Genomic DNA, 21,864 nt, shown 5'->3' with positions numbered 1-21,864 from the left:
ACGACTTTAGTCTGAGTGATAATTAGTCAAAGGTCGTAAAATAGTAGTAACTCGAAAATAAACGCTATCCAAACCATGCTTCATTGGTTAAATTCAGTGAGCGTTTAAAAAAATAATTAAACACGCAAGAGGGTGAGCAAAATCGCTCCAAAGAATGGTTCACTGCGAATGCAGTTCAAAAACAATTATAAAGAAAGCTAATATGTCGAATCTGACATATTAGTGACCAACCAGGAGAAAATAATGAAAAGACGTGACGTCATAAAGAAGGGTTTGATTGGTGCTGGTTCTGTAGCAGCTGCTGCAACTATTTCTGCACCTGCGATCGCTTCTGAGCGTATTGAAATTAGCATGGTATCTACTTGGGGACGTGATTTTCCTGGGTTGGGAACGGGCGCACAGCGCTTCGCACAGCGTTTATCTGATATGACTGATGGCCGTATGACGGTTAAATACTTTGCCGCTGGCGAACGTGTCGGTGCATTCGATGTATTTGATGAAGTAGCCTCAGGCAACGCTCAAATGTACCACGGTGCTGACTACTACTTTACTGGCAAGCACCCAGGCTTCGGTTATTTTACGGCGGTTCCGTTTGGTTTAACGGCTAGTGAATTTACCGCTTGGATGCGTTTTTCAGGTGGTCAAGAATTATATGACAAGCTTTCAGCCGACTTCGGACTAAAGGGTATTCCTTGTGGGAACACAGGCGTGCAAATGGGCGGTTGGTTCCGTAAAGAAATGCGTTCTGCTGCAGACTTTAAAGGCTTGAAAATGCGTATGCCAGGCCTTGGCGGAGATGTATTAGCTAAAATGGGTGCTTCACCGGTATCTTTACCAGGTGGACAGATATATGAAAACTTAATCTCTGGCGCAATTGATGCAACAGAGTGGGTAGGCCCTTGGAACGATGAAATCATGAAGTTCTATGAAGCGGCTAAGTTTTATTACTACCCAGGTTACCATGAGCCAGGTGCTTCTTTAAGCGTACAAATGAATAAGAAGTGGTGGGATGGTTTATCAAGCTCTGATCAGTTAATCATTGAAGCAGCAGCAGCAATGGAAAACGATGTAATGTTTGCTGAGTTTAACGCAAAGAACGGTGCCGCACTTGAGCGCCTAATTTCTCAGCAAGGTGTTAAGCTTCGTAACTTCTCTGATGATATTTATGATGCATTCGGTGAAGCTTCAGATGAAGTATTTGATGATGTTCAAGATCACTCTCCATTAGCGAAAGAGATTCACCAGAGCATGATCAAAGCACGTAAAGAGATTGGTGGTTGGAATAACATTTCTGACTCCGCTTATGTGCAGCAACGTAACCGCGTACTTGGTCTGTAGTTGTAATATTTGGCTACTTAAAAACTAAGAAAACACTTACCCAGACAAGTGGGTAGGTGTTTGATTTTCTTCCCTTCTATTTTAATGTGGTGATCCAGTGGATATTGTCGCTGTTCATGAGCAACCCTCGACCCCTAGTTACAAATCGATAAACCTTTATGCTCGAACTTTTGCTCTGGGTATGGTGTTTTTTACGTTTGTCTTTCTGTTTAATAATTTTCTTATTGTCGGTCATGATTGGCCTGGTATCGTCGCCTTATGGTCCGATGCGAATGAAGCGACACCCTTGAGTTGGTTGCAGCTTCTATTTTACCTGTTGGTTTTCCCTTGCGCCTACTTCTGGAGCAAGAAAAACGAATCCACTTTGTTAATAGCAGACAGTGATAAGCTTTCTCGTTGGACTTCTTATGTCGTAAGGGCAGTGTTTTGGTCTGTTCTCCTCATAGGAATTGTCGATAGTGTAATATCATTCCTTAGAATTGAAGGTTTTCTCGGACTGTTCGTAAGCGAAGGCTTAGAACGAAACCTTGGAATAGCTACATTTAGAGGGATGTACGTTCATTATCCGATAATTGCGCTCAGTTTTATTATTGCCTTTTTTGTTAAGAAGTATTCAGTGGCTTGGCTGGCACTTATGGTTGTGTTGTCAGAGCTACTTATTGTTATTACCCGATTTGTGTTCTCTTATGAACAGACGTTTATGGGTGATTTAGTGCGTTTTTGGTATGCCGGATTATTTCTGTTGGCGGCAGCCTACACACTAAAATCAGAAGGTCATGTGCGTGTTGATGTCCTATATGCGGGCAAGTCTATTCGTTTTAAAGCCTGGGTCAATATTATGGGTATCCTATTGCTAGGTTTACCATTGTGCTGGACAATTTTAGGCGTAGGCATGTGGGAAAGCACCAGTGTACTTAATAGCCCAATTGCAACTTTCGAAATATCACAAGCCAGTTATGGTTTGTACATTAAATATTTGTTAGCCGCGTACCTCGTAGTCTTTGCATTGACCATGATCATGCAGTTTTCGAGTTATTTTCTTAAACATATTGCAATTCTAGTTGGCGAAGTAAACGTTAGCGAAGAAGAGCATGAAGACGTTGGCGCATAGGTAAGGAATATCATGGAACTGTTTTTTCTAGCTTTACTAGTTTGTTTGATGATCGGAGCATTAGTTTCCGGTTTCCCTGTAGCCTTTGCATTGCCAGGCTCAGCCATTATTGCTATTTCATTAGCCGCCTTATGTGGTTGGATGTTCGCTGGTGATACCGGCGCATATTTTGCCGATGGTGGACCTGTTCAATGGTTAACAGCAGGGGTAACCAACTTCCGTAGTATCTATTGGGAAGTTGAACGCGATACGCTAATTGCAATCCCATTGTTTATCTTTATGGGCATCATGTTACAGCGTTCACGCATTGCCGAAGATTTATTAGTCGCAATGGCACAATTGTTTGGTCCAGTGCCCGGTGGCCTAGGTATTTCAGTGGTATTAGTTGGCGCCTTGTTAGCCGCCACCACAGGCATTGTAGGTGCAACCGTGGTAGCTATGGGGATGATTTCTCTACCCGCAATGCTGCGAAATAACTACAGTAAATCTCTAGCGACCGGGACCATTTGTGCCTCGGGTACGCTGGGGCAAATTATTCCTCCTTCTATCGTATTGATTATCCTAGCGGATCAGCTTTCTTCCGCTGCCGATCAAGCATCGACAATGCGTGCTGCAGCTTATCGGGCAGCGACGGGTGAATTTTCAATGCCATCTCATTTAGATGTTGTTTCGGCAAGTGCCGGCGATATGTTTATGGGTGCAATTATTCCTGGTCTGTTGTTAGTGGCTTTGTATATTTTGTATATTCTTGCCAACGCGATTTTCCGACCTAAATCAGCACCGCCAGTGCCCTACGATGGTGAATATGATCGCAGTTTCTTAGCAAATGTCTTAAAAGCACTTATTCCGCCTTTGGCACTTATTATTGCGGTATTGGGTTCAATTCTTTCGGGAGTTGCCACCGTAAACCAAGCGGGTGCAATTGGTGCAGTAGGCGCAATTTTAATGGGCGGCTATCGCATTCATAAAGGCGAGAAGCATGTTTATACTCCTTCAATGATTGCTCTTGGGGCGGTTATTGGCTTAGGCATTGTGCTTTCAATTTGGGATATCAACATTAAAAACATCGAAACCACCGGTCAAACGGTTGGTATCATCTTAGCGTTTATTCTTGTAAGCATTCTTGTTGTGGGTATTGCTTGGAGCATTATTCGAGTACACCGTGCTGAAGACACTATGCACGCGGTTATGATTGAAACAGTAAAAACAACCAGTATGGTTTTTGTAATCCTACTCGGTGCTGCCATGTTGACCGCAGCATTCAGAGCTTTTGGTGGTGAGGAGTTAGTACGTCATGCACTCACGAGTTTACCTGGTGGTTTCTGGACTCAGTTTTTTGTTGTCATGCTGGTTATTTTTATTCTTGGTTTCTTCTTAGACTTTATTGAAATTGCAGTGGTAGTTGTGCCATTGGTTGCGCCAATTTTATTGGCGGCACCAGATGCAAACATAACCGCAGTTTGGTTAGGTGTCATGATAGGCCTAAATATGCAGACTTCATTCCTAACGCCTCCTTTCGGATTTGCCCTATTCTATTTACGTGGTGTAGCTTCGAAAGCCGTTAAAACTGTTGATATTTATAAAGGCGTGATTCCTTTTATCGGTTTGCAATTATTGGCACTGACGATAGTTGGTTTCATGCCATTTTTGGTGAATTATTTGCCAAATAAAACATTTTTGACATCTGAAAATTCACCGCCACCGATCAACCCAAAGCTACAGCAATGTTTAGAAGAAGAAGTCTTCCGAACCTATGGGCGTGATGAAGATAAAATATTGTCTGCGATTGAGGCAATGCAACGTATTGATGTTTCAATGTTACCAGATCAATATCAACAATCTTTAACTGACTCATTGCGGCAAGCCACGCAAACCTTCGAGAAAGTTCGTGTTGTACAAAGTGCTGAATTAGCGATTACAGAAGCCGCTGACTTATATCGGCCCTTACACAGTAATGTACGCAATATAGAGCGATTAAAGGCTCGGCATGTGGTGGAAATAGAAGAGTTGACTAGCTTTATTGATGATGCTCGTTATAACGATTCCACGACCGAAGAAGATATTCGGGATGCCGAAAAAGAAATCGTTCTGTTAGAAGCAGAAATTGCTCGACTCGATGGAACAATTCCAGCTACTTGGGATGAAACTAAAGCAACATATCAAGCATTAGAGCAAACCCTTAAGACCAGCCGTTTCGGTTATCGTAATCACGTAGATAACACTTATACGCCCATTCAAGAGCTGATCAGTGTGATTCGTGCAAAAGATAAGCTTGCTGCTCTACGACCAGGTATTGAATCGATTGAAGGTCGCATTAAGAATGATGGTGCAAATGAAGCCATGGAATGGGTTAAGTCGTTTGAAGATAAGGTGGCAAACGTTCCAGGTTCTTATGACGTTGCACGGTTAGTAACGAAGGCTCGCCGTTCGTTACGAGGCGATTCACCAAATACGGTTGAAGCTGTTCTGTATATGAATCAAGCTGTTGCGCAACTAATACAAGAGTTGGCCTGGTTAGAGCAAGCCACCGAAGCAGTATTGCCGGAGTTGTTGGTTTTAGATGCAGCGTTAGCTGACAATATAGGCGTGCGTCAGCAGCCTAAGCTAGGCGAGTCTCTAGCCTTATCAATTGCGTCATGTTTGTCACACCATAGAGATGTTTCGCTTAGTTTCTAATGTGTAATTGAGTAAATTATAAAAGCCGAGACGGGGTGATACCTGTTTCGGCTTTTTTATGTCTGATGGTTTATGTTATTGACTATTGCGCTACCAATGCTTGCAAAAATCGGCAAATTACAATTATAAAGCTTGTTTACAGCTTTTTGTTTCATAGAAACATGCACTAAATTCATTAATTAATGGTTTGAAAACAGCTACACTGTCGTTAATAGACAGTTGTATAGTTAATGGAGGCTAGTGTGTCTGATTTTCCTAAAATACCCGATAGTTGGGATCGGTTTGGTAATGGCTTTACGCGCTGGCTAGGTAAAACCGTGTTAAAAATTTGGGGTTGGAAGGTCGAAGGTGACATACCCGATATCCCTAAAGCCATGTTTACGGTTGCGCCTCATACCAGTAACTGGGATTTTCCACTTGGCGTTATGCTTATGTTTGCCATGGATTTTAAAGTTTATTGGATGGGCAAGCACACGCTCTTTAAATGGCCCTTTAAAGGTATCATGACTAAATGGGGTGGCATCCCAGTATACCGACATGCCCCGAGAGGTTTGGCAGAGCAGATTGCAGACCAATTTAGATCACATGAAACCATGTTAATCACTATCGCTCCAGAAGGTACTCGTAAGAAAATTGGCCACTTTAAAACTGGCTTTCTACGTATTGCGCAAGCAGCCGAGGTACCTGTTTTTCGGGTGACGTTTGAATACAAAACCAAAACAATTATTTTTTGTGGATTATATTATCCAACGGGCAATTTAGAGCAAGATGCCAAAGATTGTTACGAGTTTTTCGGCCAGTTCACTGGCAAAGTACCTGAAAACTATTAAGATGGTGTTCTTTTAGAAGACTTATCAAGTTTAAGATCTAAACTAACCCAGTAATAAGGAATATTACCTGTGAACGTTAAAAAAACCGCCATCAGCTTAGCCATTTTTGTTTCATCTGGCCTTACAACCATCTATGCAGATGAAACAGAAACAGAATGTGAGCTAGTGCAAACAGAAACCGTGTCGTTGTATTACATGGCGCTTAAAACCAATGACGATAAAATCGGCGATTATTATCAGGAAAAGATAGACCTGATCAATAATATGGCCAAAAAAGCGGGTTGGAAAAACTACCAAATGACATCTCAAGACGTCTCGGTTAGTAATTCTGGCTATGGTTACAGTGCCGAAATATTAGACGTTAACGTCTCTATTAATATTCAATTCGATGCAGATTACGAAGCACTTTCGTTAATAGCATCAGAAGCGGGTGCTTACTCTATGTCTGCCTCTCGTTATGGTGAAGCATCTTGTGTAGGCGATTCATACTGATCGCATAGTTTCCGACGTTGGCATAGGCCCAATACAATTGGCACCTATGCCATATTAAGAAGTTATAAGAGGTGAGGGTTTAACTTTTTATATTCTCTAAGTGCTTTTCGAGACATTTCTACATTGGTGTACAAACGCATACGTTCGTTCTTATCTCCAGCACCATTTGGGTTTTCTTTTACAAAGGCTCGCTTTGCGATTTCAGCCTCTTCAATTGCATTTTCAAGTTCTATTAATTGTGGATCCATTTTGCATCCCTCTAGGTGTTAAAAACCATAATAGCTTAAACGGGCTTCCCGCCGACGTTTATTACGGCACTACTAATAAGTTTAGACGATGAAAAGCCTTAATTCAGCTCTTATAACCGTTGTTTGATTCATCATGAAACTTTAATTTAGTATTGTGTCAAATAAGTACTAACTCTTCTACTCTATAAGCCAATATTGATTCAAAAACCCTTATATCGCTGGTCTTCCTTTCATATTGACTATTTAGTCGAGTATTTATGGGGGCCAATGACCCAATGTGACCATTTAAGAGCTGTCAGCACGGCCTGACAGCTAAAAGTTAAAACCATTCGTAAGCTCTGTTGATTTTCACTGAAAACCAACCGATTCTATCACCTAAACAAGGAGCCTATTATGTCAAAAACATTGTTACAGCGCTTACCAAAGCAGTTAGATCAGTTGAAAGTTGAAGGTTTATACAAATATGAGCGCGAATTATTAGGCCCTCAAGGTGCCGAGATATCAACTATTCAAGGTGAAGTCCTAAATTTGTGCGCAAATAACTACTTAGGCTTAGCGAATTCACCGGAACTAATTGAAGCGGCTAAAAACGGCATGGAGCAATTTGGCTTTGGAGCAGCATCGGTTCGATTTATTTGTGGTACACAGCAAATACACAAACAGCTAGAACAAGCGCTGAGCGAGTTTTTGGGCATGGAAGATACCATCTTGTATTCAAGTTGCTTCGACGCCAACGGTGGTTTGTTTGAAACCTTATTAGATGACCAAGACGCAGTCATCTCTGATGCGTTAAACCACGCATCTATTATTGATGGCGTAAGGCTCTGCAAGGCAAAACGTTATCGCTATGCAAATAATGACATGGCTGAGCTTGAATCTATTTTACAGCAAAGCCAAGATGCCAAAACTCGGCTAATTGTGACCGACGGTGTTTTTTCCATGGACGGCGTAATAGCCGATTTAAAAACAATTTGTGACCTAGCTGATAAGTACGATGCTCTAGTTATGGTCGACGACAGTCACGCAGTCGGTTTTTTAGGTGAAAACGGCCGAGGCAGTCACGAATATTGCGATGTTTTGTCACGGGTTGATATTATCACCGGCACATTGGGTAAGGCATTAGGCGGCGCAAGTGGTGGTTATACTGCAGCACGCCAACCCATAGTCGATTGGTTAAGGCAGCGCTCAAGACCTTATTTGTTTTCCAACTCTCTAGCACCAGCTATTGCCTTTGCAACCTTAAAAGCACTCAAACTGGTGGAGCAGGGTAGTGAATTGCGCAGCCAACTTTGGCAGCATGCCGACTACTTTAGAACTCGAATGGAAGCAGTGGGCTTTACCTTAGCCGGTAAAGACCATGCAATTATTCCGGTGATGATTGGCGATGCAGTGGTTGCCGGTAAATTTGCTGAGGATATGCTCAGCCGTGGTATTTATGTTGTTAGCTTTAGTTTTCCTGTGGTGCCGAATGGCCAAGCTCGTATTCGTACTCAAATGAACGCAGCTTTAACTCGCGAGCAACTTGATAAAGCCATTGATGCCTTTATAGAGGTAGGTAAATTACACGGAGTTATTCAATGAAAGCATTAGCAAAACTAAAAGCTGAGCCAGGAATTTGGATGACCGACGTACCCGAACCGGAAGTCGGCCATAATGATTTATTGATTAAAATTCATAAAACGGCTATTTGTGGAACCGATGTTCATATTTATAACTGGGACCATTGGTCACAAGAAAACGTTCCATTGGGTTTGGTGACCGGCCATGAATATGTTGGCGAAGTTGTCGGAATAGGGCAGGAAGTAAGTGGCTTTACTATTGGTGACCGTGTCAGTGGTGAAGGCCATATTACGTGCGGCTACTGTCGTAATTGTCGCGCTGGTCGTCGACATTTATGCCGTAATACTCAAGGCGTGGGCGTTAATCGAGCCGGTGCATTTGCAGAGTATTTGGTCATTCCTGCCTTTAATGCTTTTAAGTTACCGGCTGATGTCACCGATGACATGGCGGCTATCTTTGATCCTTTTGGTAACGCCGTGCACACCGCCTTAAGTTTTAACTTAGTCGCTGAAGATGTGTTAATAACAGGCGCAGGACCTATAGGTATAATGGCCGCAGCGGTCGCAAAGCATGTGGGTGCTCGTAATATTGTTGTCACCGATATTAACGATTATCGACTATCGTTAGCCCAACAAATGGGCGCGACCAAAACCGTTAACGTTGCTCAAGAAACCTTAACCGATGTTATGCAGCAGCTAGGCATGACAGAAGGGTTTGATGTTGGCTTAGAGATGTCGGGCGTACCCAGTGCATTTCGATCAATGCTTGAGTCTATGAACAATGGCGGCAAAATTGCCATGCTGGGCATACCCCCAGAACAAATGGGTATCGATTGGACTCAAATTATTTTTAAGGGGTTAGAAATCAAGGGGATTTATGGTCGTGAAATGTTTGAAACCTGGTACAAAATGGCCGGGCTAATTCAATCGGGTTTAGATTTAAAGCCGATTATCACGCATCATTTACCCATTGATGAGTTCCAAAAGGGTTTCGACATAATGCGCAGTGGGCAATCGGGCAAGGTTATTCTAGATTGGAGCTAATTCTTTCATCTATTAAAATGTAAACTTACTATTCGGAGCCCAATATGAGTTACAGCGATGTTTTATCGTTTTGGTTTGAAGAAGTTGATGAATCACTGTGGTGGAAAAAAGATGAAGGCTTTGACCAGAAAATCAGAGAGCGGTTTTTAACACTGCATGAACAAGCTAATCGCTGTGAACTCTTCACGTGGCGTACTTCTGCTCAAGGTCGCCTAGCTGAAATTATACTACTCGATCAATTCTCAAGGAATATGTTTAGAGGCTCTTCAAAAGCCTTTGCCTCTGATGTACTCGCACTCACCTTAGCGCAAGAGATGATCAGTCTAGGGCAAGACAAGGAGCTCTCAGAAGCGCAACGGCGGTTCGTTTATATGCCGCACATGCACAGTGAATCGCTTATTATTCATGAAGAAGCCGTGAAACTATTTGAACAACTTGGCAATGAAAAGGTACTCGGCTTCGAAATTCGACATAAAGATATTATCGAACAGTACGGTCGGTACCCGCATCGCAATGACATATTAGGACGAGAGTCGACAGCAGAAGAAATAGAATTTCTTAAGCAACCGGGCTCCTCATTCTAGTTAACTAATGAAAGGGAATAAACATGAAAGCTAGAGGAACATTCGAAGTAAAGCTCAACCCAATTGATTCATACGCCCAAGGCAAACATGGCGTTAACCTTGGTCGCATGTCGATCGATAAAACCTTCAAGGGTGATTTACAAGCTCAAAGCCAAGGCGAAATGCTCAGTGCTATGACAGCCACCCAAGGTTCTGCCGGCTATGTTGCCATTGAACAAGTAGAAGGTGCATTAGCTGGAAAAACGGGCAGCTTTGTTTTGCAACACTTCGGGGCTATGGATAAAGGCAGTGATCGTTTAGTGATTGAAGTCGTTGCTGATTCCGGAACGGGTGAACTGATCGGCTTAACAGGCAGTATGAAAATTAATATTGAAGCAGGCCAGCACTATTATGATTTCGAGTATCAGCTGTAGCTGTATAGTCATTTTTGATACTCATCAATTAGCTCGCTGGGCCAATAGCGCACAGGGGTTAAATTGTCTGCGGCAATCAAGTCTTGCTTTATTTGCTTATATTCATAGCAATTAAGTTCGAAATGATTGCCCCAAGGATCAACAAAGTTGTAAACCCAGCACAAATCAAAGTCAACAATGTCATTTGCTTTAAGTTGCTGGCCAGCAGGCGATTCAATACCATTTGGTAGTGACCGCGAGAAAGAAATGAATGTGTCTGAGTCGACGCTAAAGGCAACACCCGTAAGTTGCGGTGCCAAAGGGTGTCCTTCACTGGCTTCAAATAGCGCGAGCATTGTGTTTCCGCCATCTGCTGATATTTGAAGAGGACCACCGCTAAAGCCTTTTGCCCAAAAATCATATTTCTTGACGACCTCGAAGCCCAGATAGTCTGAATACCATTGCGCCGCGATGTCTCGATTCGGTACACGTATATGAACATGATCGAGACGCCCCATGCGGAAACTATTCTGTTTCATTGCAGACTCCTATGCGTTTGTTTTATTACTAACCGTACTCCACATTCTTGTTTAAGACTAGACCAGTTGTAGCCACCATAGGAACCATAGGGGTTATACCTAATCAAAAAAGGCGCTTATCTTAACGATAGCGCCTTAATTGAAAGTTCTTGATTATTACTTCAGTCGAGAGAACACCAACGTAGCGTTGGTACCGCCAAACCCAAAGCTGTTCGACATTACATTATTAAGCGTAACGCCATCTTGGCGCTCGGTAACAATATTGACGTTTTCACCGGCTTCTGGGTCGATGTTTTCAACGTTTTTGCTGGCTGCTATGAAGTTATCGTTCATCATTATCAAGCTGTAAATGGCCTCTTGAACACCCGTTGCACCTAGGCTGTGACCGGTCAGCGATTTAGTTGAAGCAATAGGTGGCATCTTGTCTCCAAATACTTCGCGAACGGCTTTTAACTCAGTAACGTCACCAGCTGGTGTACTTGTGCCGTGGGCGTTAATGTAGTCGATTTCGCCGTCTACATTCTCCATGGCCATCTTCATGCAACGCACAGCGCCTTCGCCGCTTGGTGCAACCATGTTGTAACCATCACTGGTTGCGCCATAACCGACTAATTCACCGTATATTTTTGCGCCACGAGCTTTGGCGTGTTCGTACTCTTCTAGTACCAACATACCGCCACCGCCGGCAATAACAAAACCGTCTCGATCTGTATCGTAGGCACGGCTCGCGCTTTCAGGTGCGTCGTTATATTTGGTTGACAGGGCGCCCATGGCATCGAATAAGCAGCTCATGGTCCAATGTTCGGCTTCGCCGCCGCCAGCAAACACAATGTCTTGTTTGCCTAGTTGAATTAGCTCCATGCCATTACCAATACAATGCGCACTGGTTGCACACGCAGAGGTAATTGAATAGTTAACGCCTTTGATTTTAAACGGCGTCGCTAAACAAGCAGATACTGTTGAGCCCATGGTTTGGGTCACACGGTAAGGGCCGACTCGCTTTAAGCCTTTTTCTAATAAAATATTAGCCGATTCAGTTTGGCTGGCAGAGTCTGCCCCGCCAGAACCTGCTACCAAACCCACACGAGGGTTTGAATATTGGTCTTCACTTAGGCCAGCATCGGCAATGGCTTGTTGCATGGCAACATAGGCATAACCGGCAGCTTCACCCATGAAGCGGATAGATTTACGGTCAATATGTTCTTTTAGATCGATGCTTGGCGTGCCACTAATATGGCTACGCATACCGAGTTCAGCGTACTTCTCATTGAAAGAAATGCCCGACTTGCCGGCCTTGAGAGATTCTGTGACTGCGGCAACATCGTTACCAATGCAAGACACAATACCCATACCTGTTACTACAACGCGTTTCATATCATTGTCTCACTTAACATCTTCAGGTTTGAAAAGGCCTACTTTAAGGTCTTTTGCAAAATAAATTTCTTTACCATCACATTCTACAATGCCGTCAGCTATACCCATAATTAATCGGCGTTCGATGACGCGTTTTATTTCTAGCTTGTAAACAACTTTCTTGGCATCTGGCATTATCTGACCTTTAAAAGCTAGCTCACCAACGCCTAATGCACGACCCTTACCAGGGTTACCGCGCCAGCCTAAGTAAAAGCCAACTAATTGCCACATGGCGTCTAGGCCTAGGCACCCAGGCATGACCGGGTCACCAGGGAAGTGGCATTTAAAGAACCAGAGATCTGGGTTTACATCGAGTTCAGCGCGAATATAGCCTTTGCCAAATTCGCCACCTTCGTTCGTGATCATAGTAATACGATCCATCATCAACATGTTGTCGACAGGTAGTTGTGCATTGCCCGGGCCAAACATACGGCCATGGCCGCACTCAATGAGGTCGTTTTTATCTAATGAAGAAGGACGTTCAGACATGGTAAAACCCATATTAAGTAAATTCAGCCATTACCATACCAAAAAACCACCCTTGTATTCATGCTTAGTAGGAAAAAGATCATTGATTATTCAGGTATATAAGGCGCTTAATCGATGGATATTAGGGATTTACGAGGCAAAGTTCGCCCAAATGTCTTCTCAAACTTGGTTTACACACTTGCTAAAAGCGCGCACCGAAGGCCTGACTAACAGCAAACCGATTATGCTCGTAAGCATTCATATTACTATCTTGCCACTCTATCAATACATTGGTCGTGCTGTGAAACCAATCATTTAATTGCCAATTGAGTTGATTGTTGAGCCTAATAACTTGGTCTTGTCTGCGCAGTAACACGGTTGAGGAGCTACTGCCTGAAGGTACTTCAGTTACGGCCTTATAAATACGCCATTGATGCTCTAGTTGGCTAGCCACCACGAGAGTTGGTTGTGGCTCCCAGCTTAATTGATAACGATTGACCATGGCCCGCCATTCATCGGCTGTGTTTTCATCTCCAGCCAGTGTTATTTGCATATATTGGCTTTGGAAAATATGGTCAAGTCCACGTTCTGTGGCGCTTAACCTAACACCGACCGTGTCTTTAACCATATTGGTTGCTTCATCAGTGAATGAAATAGTTGGTTGGGTGCCAATGTTAGCGCCAACCCATAATGGGCCCCAAGTCAGAAGATCAACTTGATAGCTGGCTGAAAGGGTCAGCTGCGATAATCTGCGATCAGAGACCTCTAGCTGAGCCAAAATAGGCAGCGTAAAGCGTTTATTTACATGCTGATTGAATAGATGGCCGCCTATGCCAAAAGTGTGCAGATTAGGGTGATCTGTGTTGGCATATACTTTGGTGCTGTAATCAACTTGTAATTCCTGGCTCCCCATATTGGCAGTGGGTTTTATAAGTGCGTAATTAACAGACCATTGACCGTAAAGTGCCCTAAAAGGGGCCTTGTTTGAACTGCTTATTGCTGTACCCAGTACATTAGTTGCTAGGTCAATTTGCGATGTTGCATTGCCAACACTATGGCTGTCCCAGCCAGTTAAAAGGCTCAACTTTAGGCGATTGGTAATATCAAGGCTCCGGCGTTGTTTCTCTATTGCTGACAACATTGTATTTATCTTAGCTTTAAGGCTTGGCGCTGGGTTAAAAGCGAGAACTTTAAGCAACTCACTTTCGGCGCGTTCATATTGGACAGTTAAAAAATAGGCGCGACCGAGCTCATAGCGTATGAAAAATTGGTTAGACTCAAGAGGTAAAACCGCTTCAAAATACCTAATAGCTGCTTCGTAGTTCTGTTCGTGCATTAGCAACAAGCCGTAATGCATATCGAATGTTGGTACGCCTTCAAACACCTCAAGTAGTTCATTTGCTAAAATACGGGCTCGGTCCCAGTCTTGTTGCTGGACGAAGTCAACGAACATTAACAATGGTGCATCGCGATCTATGAAGATACCCTCGCTAGTGGAATTAATTTCACTATGCAGAGGGACTGCTAAAGCTCGAATGTCATCTTGTGCAAAGCTGGTACTGAAGGTAAAGATTCCTACGAAAAACCAACGAGCGTTCATTACTTTACCTCTAAAAATTGTCAGGACAGTTATTCTTAACGCTAAATGTATAGTTTCTGTGCTAAGAAAATAGTCACTTGGTGTTAAAAACTGAACTTGCAGAACCATCGGATCCTACCACTTTAAGAATAGTCTAATTTGCTGTGATTTGCCGAAAGGAGGATTTTACAAACTTGTTCATTTATTTTGATGCAGCTATGTTAGTCTTTTTTGCGAAGTACAGCGATAGCATCTATTTTAAGCTACAGTGACATAGCATTTAGTTTAAAAATCAAACTCGTTATAAAACCGTTAATAGAGGTCTTATTGAATACAAAATCTGCTTTACTGGGCGATAATGCAGCCCCTCCTGAAACTAAGAATCAAAAGATTTTGATCGTTGATGACTTTGCCAATGTGAGAAAATCTATTAAAAGCATGCTGAACGAACTGGGTTACGACTCGGTCTTTGAAGCAGGCGAGGGTAACTCGGCAACTAAGGCCGTGAAGGAAATGAGATTTTCTTTGATTTTATGTGACTTTAACTTAGGTAAAGGGCGTGATGGTGCGCGCTTACTTGAAGAGTGGCGTACCAAAAAACTAATTAGCCAAGAAACCGTATTTGTGATGATAACGGCCGACACCTCGCGCGAGGTGGTCATTAGTTCGTTAGAGTTTCAACCTGATGATTACCTCGCCAAACCTTTTGCTATGGATGTTTTAGCAGGCCGATTAGAGCGATGGTTTGACCGCAGACGAGTTCTATTGCCGATGTTTATTTGTGCAGAGAAGGAAGATTGGTCAACATTATCGCAGTTAGCGAGAAGTATAATGGAATTGCATCCACGTTATCGCGCATTCGCCCAGAAAATGTATGCCGAGGCACTGATAAAACAAAACAAGTACACAGAAGCCGAAAATTTTTTATATGGCTTGCTAGAAAAGCGTTATCAGGGCTGGGTACAGGTTGCCATTCATGAAATAGAAATTCTGCAAGACAAACTAAGTGTCGCTGAGGTCGGCTTGAAGCAGGTGTTACTTAAAGAGCCTAGTGCAATGGGTGCTTATGACCTTTTAGTTACGCTATATAAGAAGACAGAGCAATATTCTGAAGTACAAAATTTACTGGAGCAGGCAATATCAAGAGCGCCTCGTAGTATTCATCGACATCGAGAATTGGCAAAAGTTGCTCAAAGAAATCTAGATTTTACTCGGTCAAATAAGGCCTATAAAGACGCAATTTCTCTATCAGAAGGCACGATGCATGAATCGCTAGGAACCTACCAAAAGCTAGTTGATGGGTTGGAGGTAGAGGTGCAACTCGATGATCTCAGTGAGAACCGTCGACGAGATATTCAAAAAGACTTATCATTCGTCAGCAAAAAAATCACGGATCGTTTTCAAGGCAGTATTAATGCCAAGCTGTTTAATGACGCCTTGAAATTAAGAAAAGAAAATACGGCCAAAGTAAATCCTCATCATCCAAAATTGAATCAATTATTTAGTGAAATGTTTGCTAATATTGAAGAAGTGATCCCTGAGACTGCCTATTATGTCACGGAAACATTTTACTTTACTGGTCGACTAGATGACGGTGATGAAGTAGTTAAGCGCTTGCGCGAACGGTTTAAAGATAATCCAGAGTTTTTAATGAAGTTAGACACTTTGCAGAGCGAACCAATTTCACATGCAAAGCGAAAAGAAGCGCATGATTTAAACTCAAAAGGCATAGAACATTACAAACTTAAGGAATACTCTCGTTCTATTGAACTTTTCTTACAAGCGTTAGCTATTTCGCCCAGTCATCCTGGTATGATTCTGAACTTTGTACAATCCAAGTTACAAAATTTAAAGCACATGCCTAACTCAAAAGATGAGTTGAAAGTTTGTTCAGAACTATTACAACGGCTAGATTATTTGCCAGAGCAGCATTACCAGTTTGAACGATTTTCTAAACTTAAAAAAACAGTCACAAAGCTAAGTCAGGAGGCCTAATGGATTTAGAAACGCAAATGATACTGGCGGCAACAGTACATGATGTTAAAAACTCTCTGGGGTTAATCGATGGTCAACTAAATGAAGTGGCGCAGCGAATTGGAGAAGTAGACAGTCAGTCGGCGCAAGAAATTCGTCGTATCCAGCTCGAGTGTGGTCGAATTAATAATGGCTTAGTACATATGTTGGGCTTGTATAAAATGCAAAAAGGGCGTTTTGCACCAAGCTTTGATGACGTATTGGTTAGCGATGTCATTGCCGATACCACCGCGCGTTATCGTGAGCTGTTAAAATCAATGGATATTAGCCTTGAAATTAATGACAAGACCCCTGACAGTGTTTGGTTCATGGATGCCATCTTAATAGATGGGTTGTTAGCCAATGTAATGACCAATACTATTCGCTATACCCACTCGAGATTGCAATTTGATGTTGAAGAGATCGATGGCTGGCTAAATATCAAAATTACGGACGATGGCCAGGGTTACCCCGAATCGCTAGTGGCGTTTGTAAAAGAGCCTGAAGTGATCGATTTTCAAACTGGGAGCACGGGCTTAGGGTTATACTTTTGCCAGCAGATCGCGGGAATGCATACACATGGCGACCGAATTGGCTATATAGCATTAAGTAATAACGAAGAGGGCGGAGCGTCATTTGATTTATGGTTACCTTAAATATCCCTGTCCTAATAGTCAAAATAATGTGGTAAAGTAACCTAAATCGAGACTGTCACTACAGGAAAATCCCCGTGAATTCTGCACAAAAACAACTGAATAGTGTTTTCCGCTCGCAAAAGAAAGCAGGGCGTATTCGTCAGCAAAATGAAGCCAAAATCCTTAAAGCAGCCGAAGTGGAGTTTGCACTCAACGGTTATAAGGGGACATCATTAAACGCCGTCGCGGATCGAGCTGATTTACCAAAATCGAACATTTTGTACTACTTTAAGAGCAAACTAGGGTTGTATGGCGTCGTTTTAGCCGATATTTTAGAACTTTGGAATCATGTCTTTAGCGAAGCTTCGGTCTCAGATGACCCTAAAGAAGTATTGTCGGGCTATATTGATGAAAAAATGAAATATTCGCAGACCAACCCACTGGCTTCAAAAATTTTTGCCATAGAAATTATTCAAGGCGCGCCGTATTTAGAGCAATACCTAGCAGTAGATCTTCACGCATGGGTAGATGACCGAGCGGATGTTTTTCGAGGTTGGATCAGCGCAGGAAAAATAAACGATATAGACCCTTATCACCTTATTTTTATGCTTTGGGGTTCTACACAGCACTATGCTGATTTTGCGACACAAATAAAGTGGGTTTTGGGGCGTGAAGAGTTGCAAGATGAAGATTTTGCTAAAGCCACTAAGACCATCAAAACAATTATTTTAGGCGGTCTAGGTTTAGACCCAAACTAGTCTAAATTTGAATCGTGTTGGCTGAGCAGTTCATCAAAGGTCAGCCGATACGAATCAACAAAGTTGGACATAAAGTAGTCAACTTCAGGGCTGGCCATTTCTCTAATGTCTTGCTCAATACTTAGTGCAGCCTGTTTGAATTCACTATTGCCAGCTTGCAATTCTGCCTGACACTTCAAAAAAGCACTAATTCGATCAGCGAACTTTACTAACTGAGCTACCTCAGGGTGTATGTACTGATGCAAAATATGGCCTTTTAACGAAGCCTTTAATGCTTCTGGCAGTTGCATATACAACTCTACCTCTGCCTCATCTTCAATTTGTTGATAGGCTTGGCGAATAATCTCGGAATGATATTTTATTGGCGTCGGGAGATCGCCAGTGATCACTTCACTGCAATCGTGATAGAGCGCGGTCGTCGCTACTTGCTCGGGTGTATATGCTTCACTTGGCTTATGAAAAACTTCAAAGCGAATAATCGCGAGTGAATGGGCAATGGTGGCGACTTGCCAGCTGTGTTCCATCACGTTTTCTTCGATTACGTTACGTTTTAAGCCCCAACGCTTGATCCATCTTAGACGGTCTAGTAGGGCAAAGAATCGAAAGGTTGCCATGTATTATTTGTCTTCAAATATTCAAAACTATTCAAATAGTATATATAGGAATAGTGTGAATGTCCGCCACATTCTGGGTTCTTATCAGTGGCGGATTATATTTAGGAGACCTAATGACGAGCGATTCGGTCTAACTCTTCGATGACATAGCGTAAAGTTGGGCTAATTTCAGTCATGTGGACTTTTTCCCGCCGGCCACTGTCAACAGTAATAACCTTATGCTGTCGAGGGTAAATATAACGTTGAGAACGAGAAATAAAATGACCCTTGCTAGGGTGAAAGCGTACTTTTAAAATATCACGATCTTTTTCTGAATTTAGACTGTATCCTTTTATGTTTTCAAGGTCATCAATACCTAATGCAAGAATATTGTTGTACATAATCGTTCTCCGAATCACATTTAATTTTAATCAGTGACCCTCATTTTCATGGGGCTTTCAAAGAGACCCTGTTAGAATGCTTTTGGCATTTTTCATGAGTGTCTGTGAAAACCGAACCTTTAGTTCAACCCAAGAATGTTCTTTAATTGAATGAAGCTAAATATACCTGAACTAACCTAGGTAATATTGAGCTAGCTCAATATTGCAGCCTCTATTGCTTGATGGTTCGCGGAATCTACCAATTTTCTAGCTCAAAAAGGTGTCTAAATGTTTTCGTTATTCATGGTCGCTTTTATCGCTGCAACAATTTGGCCTATGGCATCAGAAGCCTACGTCAGTTACCTAATAACAGACACGCCTAGTTTATTTGTTGAAATTTGGGTTGTAGCGAGCATAGCCAATACACTGGGTTCAATCACTATGTATGAACTTGCCAAATTTTCGACAAAGTGGTTAGAAAAAAAGAAGTTACGAATTGGTCACCGTTGGGTAAAGCTGCAAGCATCTTTACAGCGCTACGGCGCGCCGATATTGGCCTTTGCTTGGCTACCCATAATCGGCGACATTTTGCCATTAGTCGCTGGTGCCCTTAATTTTCAGCGTATTAAAGTATATTGTTGGTTATTACTCGGTAAAGCAGTTCGCTATGGCGTAGTGATATGGGGTACTTTATCGGTATTGCAGGCAATACAAAGTAACAACTAGCCTATTCATGGCTTAATAATAGGATGAAATATGTTTTTACCAACCTTAGATCAACGAGATCGAGTACAAGGCATGACACAGTTTATGAACTCTGAAGGCTCCTCCACAGAGCTTATGCAACTCTTGTACATAGTGGGCGGGTTTCTAGTCTTGTTGTTAGTTCTTAAGGTCGTTGGCAGTAAACAAGATAAAGAAAGTGACAGTAGAGCCCTAAAAAAGAAGAAATGAGCATCATCTTAATACGTGCAGGAAATTCTGAGTAGTGTCAGAAGGTGTTGGCGATTTCGTAATCGCTGACACCACTGCTATAAAACTCGGCTTTGCTTTCAATACGTCTTCTACATTGCTCAGGTTTATTCCACCGATGGCAACAATGGGAGTAGTTCCTGTCATTTGGCAATATCGCTTTAAGCGCTGTAACCCTTGTATTTTACCACTCATGTCTTTGGTTTGGGTGGGATAAATTGCGCCTACGGCAATATATGATGGTCGTAATTGGTGAGCGATCAAAAATTCATAGTCTCCATGGGTGCTCACGCCTAACCGAATGCCGGCGGCCTGTATCGAAGCTAAGTTCGCCGATTGTAAGTCTTCTTGTCCGAGGTGAACGCCATAGGCACCATGCTCAATAGCGATCTGCCAGTAATCGTTAATAAACAATTGCAGTGAATATTGGCGGCTGATTTCAATGGCCCGCCGAATTTCTGTAGTAATCTCTTTCATAGATTCATTCTTGATACGTAACTGAATGGTTTTTACACCTAGCGCAGCCAGTTTTGCTACCCAAGTACTGGAATCAACAATGGGGTAAAGCCCTTGAGTTATTGTTAACGGCTGGAATGGGCTGTCTTGTATGGGTACTGAGATATTATGATTTACTTTTGGGAAATAGTGAATGTTGTCAGGCCAGTCGGTTTTGGGCAGCAAGTTAGAAGGGTGGACTGAATCTTCATGAGCTTTAAACTCTTGAGCTAAGTAAGCACTGGCTAACGCGATAGCACTCTCCACAGGATGGTCTTCACAAAGCGCACAACCGATAGCGGTAGATAAAAGGCAGCCGGTCCCTCGCATGTTTAGGCTATGTTTTCGTTGTGAAAAATAAGTAAAATTATCAGTGCCTAATGCTGTGCCCAAAATATCAATTGAATGCGCTAAAGGTAAAGTTTCCATAACACCTTTAACCAATAGCTTGCCTTGAAATACGGGCTGCATTTTAAAAAATTGACTTATAACTTCTTCAGCAGACAAACTATGGTCAACTTGAGATACCAAAGTTCCTAGTTCAGCTAAATTTGGTGTGAGTAAATCAACAAAGGGCAGTAGCGGTTCAATAACAGATAATAAATTTTCAGAAGCGAAGGCTAAATGATCGCCACTATTGAGCCTGACTGGGTCGAGAATCACATAAGGTTTTTTGTCACTGAATTTGTTAAGCCAGGTCGCAATCGAGATGGATACTTCTCTATTGGGCAGCACACCAATTTTTAAAACCTGCGGTGCAATAAGTAAACTATTAAGTTGTTTGGTTATTACATCTGCAGGAACAGCGTGATTAGCCGACATGTGGTTTGAATTCTGTGCCGTTAAGGTGGTGATCAACATGGATGCACTAACGCCTAGTGCCGAAGCGACTTGAACGTCACGGACTGCGCCAGCAAAACCATTTGCTTCAAACCCTGAAATAATCAGCAACTTTTTCTTAATCGTTAACACGAAATGGCATTCCTATCACCGGAGTGCTTGGGCTAGCAAATTCCTGTGTTTGTATAGAACCGGCGTGGTAGCCGGAGCGCCCAGATTTGACAGCATGGTAAAAGGCTTCTGCCATTAATACGGGTTCATGTGCTTTGGCTATGGCGGTATTCAGCAGAATGCCATCGAAACCCAGCTCCATAGCTTGAACGGCATGAGAGGGCTTACCTAAACCTGCGTCAACTATAAGGGTTGTCTCAGGCAGTCGCTGGCGTAAAATAGATAATTGGTAAGGGTTGTTTAACCCTTTACCACTGCCGATTGGTGAACCCCAAGGCATTATCACTTGGCAACCTAGATCGACTAGCTTTTTACATATCACTAAATCGTCAGTGCAGTAAGGCAAAACTTGAAAGCCTTCATCTATCAGTTTCTTCGCGCACAACAGCGTTTCTTCCATATCGGGTTGCAAAGTATAGTTGTCACCAATGACTTCTAATTTAATTAAATTAGTCTTGAATATTTCACGACTCATCCTTGCTAGCATCAGCGCTTCTTGCTCGCTTTCACAACCTGCAGTATTGGGTAATACATCGACTAAAGATTCATTAATGAGCGTCAAAAATTGTTGTGCAGCATCTGGGTTAGATTGTTGCCGACGTAATGAAACGGTCACCAGCTCCGTGCCCGATGCAATAATGGCCGACCTAAGAATCGCCGGAGAAGGAAAGCGTGAAGTACCCAATATCAACCTTGAATTATAGACTCGATCATAAATTCGCAACTTTTCCATT

The 21,864-nt window shown here is 42.5% G+C and carries 23 protein-coding genes; 14 read left to right on the top strand and 9 right to left on the bottom strand.

The window, feature by feature from the left end:
• Positions 1–243 precede the first annotated feature (243 nt).
• From ACI882_RS06260 to ACI882_RS06240, 5 genes are all read left to right on the top strand, one after another.
• The gene (locus ACI882_RS06260) at positions 244–1,338 is read left to right on the top strand and encodes a TRAP transporter substrate-binding protein (protein ID WP_411744534.1); all 1,095 of its coding nucleotides are present in this window, start codon (positions 244–246) and stop codon (positions 1,336–1,338) included.
• A 97-nt stretch (positions 1,339–1,435) separates the two neighbouring features.
• Positions 1,436–2,449, top strand: a complete 1,014-nt coding sequence (locus ACI882_RS06255; protein WP_411744533.1) for a TRAP transporter small permease subunit — start codon at positions 1,436–1,438, stop codon at positions 2,447–2,449.
• 12 nt (positions 2,450–2,461) lie between these two features.
• A complete protein-coding gene (locus tag ACI882_RS06250; RefSeq protein WP_411744532.1) occupies positions 2,462–5,125 on the top strand; it encodes a TRAP transporter large permease subunit in 2,664 nt (887 codons plus the stop codon).
• Between the two features lie 242 nt (positions 5,126–5,367).
• Positions 5,368–5,955, top strand: a complete 588-nt coding sequence (locus ACI882_RS06245; RefSeq protein WP_411744531.1) for a lysophospholipid acyltransferase family protein — start codon at positions 5,368–5,370, stop codon at positions 5,953–5,955.
• 69 nt (positions 5,956–6,024) lie between these two features.
• A complete protein-coding gene (locus ACI882_RS06240) occupies positions 6,025–6,447 on the top strand; it encodes a hypothetical protein (protein WP_411746692.1) in 423 nt (140 codons plus the stop codon).
• 62 nt (positions 6,448–6,509) lie between these two features.
• Here the strand turns inward: ACI882_RS06240 and ACI882_RS06235 are convergent, their stop codons facing one another.
• On the bottom strand, positions 6,510–6,695 hold the full coding sequence (locus ACI882_RS06235) for a hypothetical protein (RefSeq protein ID WP_411746691.1): 186 nt from the start codon (positions 6,693–6,695) through the stop codon (positions 6,510–6,512).
• A 393-nt stretch (positions 6,696–7,088) separates the two neighbouring features.
• Between ACI882_RS06235 and ACI882_RS06230 the strand changes: the two genes are divergently transcribed.
• From ACI882_RS06230 to ACI882_RS06215, 4 genes are read left to right on the top strand one after another with little or no spacing between them, the layout of a single operon-like run.
• Positions 7,089–8,276, top strand: a complete 1,188-nt coding sequence (locus ACI882_RS06230) for a glycine C-acetyltransferase (RefSeq protein ID WP_411746690.1) — start codon at positions 7,089–7,091, stop codon at positions 8,274–8,276.
• Entirely contained in the window at positions 8,273–9,298 is a 1,026-nt protein-coding gene (tdh, locus tag ACI882_RS06225; protein ID WP_411746689.1) for an L-threonine 3-dehydrogenase, read from the top strand. The genes ACI882_RS06230 and tdh overlap by 4 nt, the downstream gene beginning before the upstream one ends.
• 44 nt (positions 9,299–9,342) lie before the next feature.
• The gene (locus ACI882_RS06220; protein ID WP_411746024.1) at positions 9,343–9,882 is read left to right on the top strand and encodes a DUF924 family protein; all 540 of its coding nucleotides are present in this window, start codon (positions 9,343–9,345) and stop codon (positions 9,880–9,882) included.
• A gap of 23 nt (positions 9,883–9,905) precedes the next feature.
• Positions 9,906–10,295 (top strand): DUF3224 domain-containing protein, encoded by a 390-nt coding sequence (locus ACI882_RS06215; protein WP_411746025.1) that lies wholly within the window; start codon positions 9,906–9,908, stop codon positions 10,293–10,295.
• Between the two features lie 8 nt (positions 10,296–10,303).
• On the opposite strand, the gene ACI882_RS06210 is transcribed toward ACI882_RS06215, so the two are convergent.
• From ACI882_RS06210 to ACI882_RS06195, 4 genes are all read right to left on the bottom strand, one after another.
• The gene (locus ACI882_RS06210; protein WP_411746026.1) at positions 10,304–10,813 is read right to left on the bottom strand and encodes a VOC family protein; all 510 of its coding nucleotides are present in this window, start codon (positions 10,811–10,813) and stop codon (positions 10,304–10,306) included.
• Between the two features lie 156 nt (positions 10,814–10,969).
• A complete protein-coding gene (fabB, locus tag ACI882_RS06205; protein ID WP_411746027.1) occupies positions 10,970–12,187 on the bottom strand; it encodes a beta-ketoacyl-ACP synthase I in 1,218 nt (405 codons plus the stop codon).
• 9 nt (positions 12,188–12,196) lie between these two features.
• Positions 12,197–12,715: a bifunctional 3-hydroxydecanoyl-ACP dehydratase/trans-2-decenoyl-ACP isomerase gene (gene fabA / locus ACI882_RS06200; RefSeq protein ID WP_411746028.1), complete on the bottom strand. Its 519-nt coding sequence runs from the start codon at positions 12,713–12,715 to the stop codon at positions 12,197–12,199.
• Between the two features lie 181 nt (positions 12,716–12,896).
• Positions 12,897–14,294 carry a tetratricopeptide repeat protein gene (locus ACI882_RS06195; protein WP_411743941.1) on the bottom strand — a complete coding sequence of 466 codons (1,398 nt, stop codon included), beginning with the start codon at positions 14,292–14,294 and terminating at the stop codon, positions 12,897–12,899.
• A 306-nt stretch (positions 14,295–14,600) separates the two neighbouring features.
• Between ACI882_RS06195 and ACI882_RS06190 the strand changes: the two genes are divergently transcribed.
• The 3 genes from ACI882_RS06190 to ACI882_RS06180 all read left to right on the top strand — a co-directional run bounded on the left by ACI882_RS06190 (position 14,601) and on the right by ACI882_RS06180 (position 17,679).
• Positions 14,601–16,268, top strand: a complete 1,668-nt coding sequence (locus ACI882_RS06190; protein ID WP_411743940.1) for a response regulator — start codon at positions 14,601–14,603, stop codon at positions 16,266–16,268.
• Positions 16,268–16,942 (top strand): sensor histidine kinase, encoded by a 675-nt coding sequence (locus ACI882_RS06185; protein WP_411743939.1) that lies wholly within the window; start codon positions 16,268–16,270, stop codon positions 16,940–16,942. Before ACI882_RS06190 ends, ACI882_RS06185 begins: the two co-directional genes overlap by 1 nt.
• A gap of 74 nt (positions 16,943–17,016) precedes the next feature.
• The gene (locus ACI882_RS06180) at positions 17,017–17,679 is read left to right on the top strand and encodes a TetR/AcrR family transcriptional regulator (RefSeq protein ID WP_411743938.1); all 663 of its coding nucleotides are present in this window, start codon (positions 17,017–17,019) and stop codon (positions 17,677–17,679) included.
• On the opposite strand, the gene yfbR is transcribed toward ACI882_RS06180, so the two are convergent.
• Both yfbR and ACI882_RS06170 read right to left on the bottom strand, forming a co-directional pair.
• Positions 17,676–18,293: a 5'-deoxynucleotidase gene (gene yfbR, locus ACI882_RS06175; RefSeq protein WP_411743937.1), complete on the bottom strand. Its 618-nt coding sequence runs from the start codon at positions 18,291–18,293 to the stop codon at positions 17,676–17,678. The genes ACI882_RS06180 and yfbR overlap by 4 nt on opposite strands.
• 110 nt (positions 18,294–18,403) lie before the next feature.
• A complete protein-coding gene (locus tag ACI882_RS06170) occupies positions 18,404–18,673 on the bottom strand; it encodes a DUF3461 family protein (RefSeq protein ID WP_411743936.1) in 270 nt (89 codons plus the stop codon).
• Between the two features lie 267 nt (positions 18,674–18,940).
• Here ACI882_RS06170 and ACI882_RS06165 point away from each other — a divergent pair, with 267 nt between their 5' ends.
• Together ACI882_RS06165 and ACI882_RS06160 are read left to right on the top strand one after the other, a co-directional pair.
• Positions 18,941–19,378 (top strand): YqaA family protein, encoded by a 438-nt coding sequence (locus tag ACI882_RS06165; RefSeq protein WP_411743935.1) that lies wholly within the window; start codon positions 18,941–18,943, stop codon positions 19,376–19,378.
• A gap of 30 nt (positions 19,379–19,408) precedes the next feature.
• A complete protein-coding gene (locus ACI882_RS06160) occupies positions 19,409–19,606 on the top strand; it encodes a hypothetical protein (RefSeq protein WP_411743934.1) in 198 nt (65 codons plus the stop codon).
• 3 nt (positions 19,607–19,609) lie between these two features.
• Here the strand turns inward: ACI882_RS06160 and thiE are convergent, their stop codons facing one another.
• A complete protein-coding gene (gene thiE, locus ACI882_RS06155; protein ID WP_411743933.1) occupies positions 19,610–21,091 on the bottom strand; it encodes a thiamine phosphate synthase in 1,482 nt (493 codons plus the stop codon).
• Positions 21,078–21,863 (bottom strand): thiazole synthase, encoded by a 786-nt coding sequence (locus tag ACI882_RS06150; protein WP_411743932.1) that lies wholly within the window; start codon positions 21,861–21,863, stop codon positions 21,078–21,080. The genes thiE and ACI882_RS06150 overlap by 14 nt, the downstream gene beginning before the upstream one ends.
• Between the last annotated feature and the right edge of the window lies 1 nt (position 21,864).

It is taken from the genome of Reinekea sp. (genome assembly GCF_046710285.1).
GTDB lineage: Bacteria > Pseudomonadota > Gammaproteobacteria > Pseudomonadales > Natronospirillaceae > Reinekea.
The sequence above is the reverse complement of the archived record's forward strand: the minus strand, read 5'-3'. Positions and strand labels throughout refer to the sequence as shown.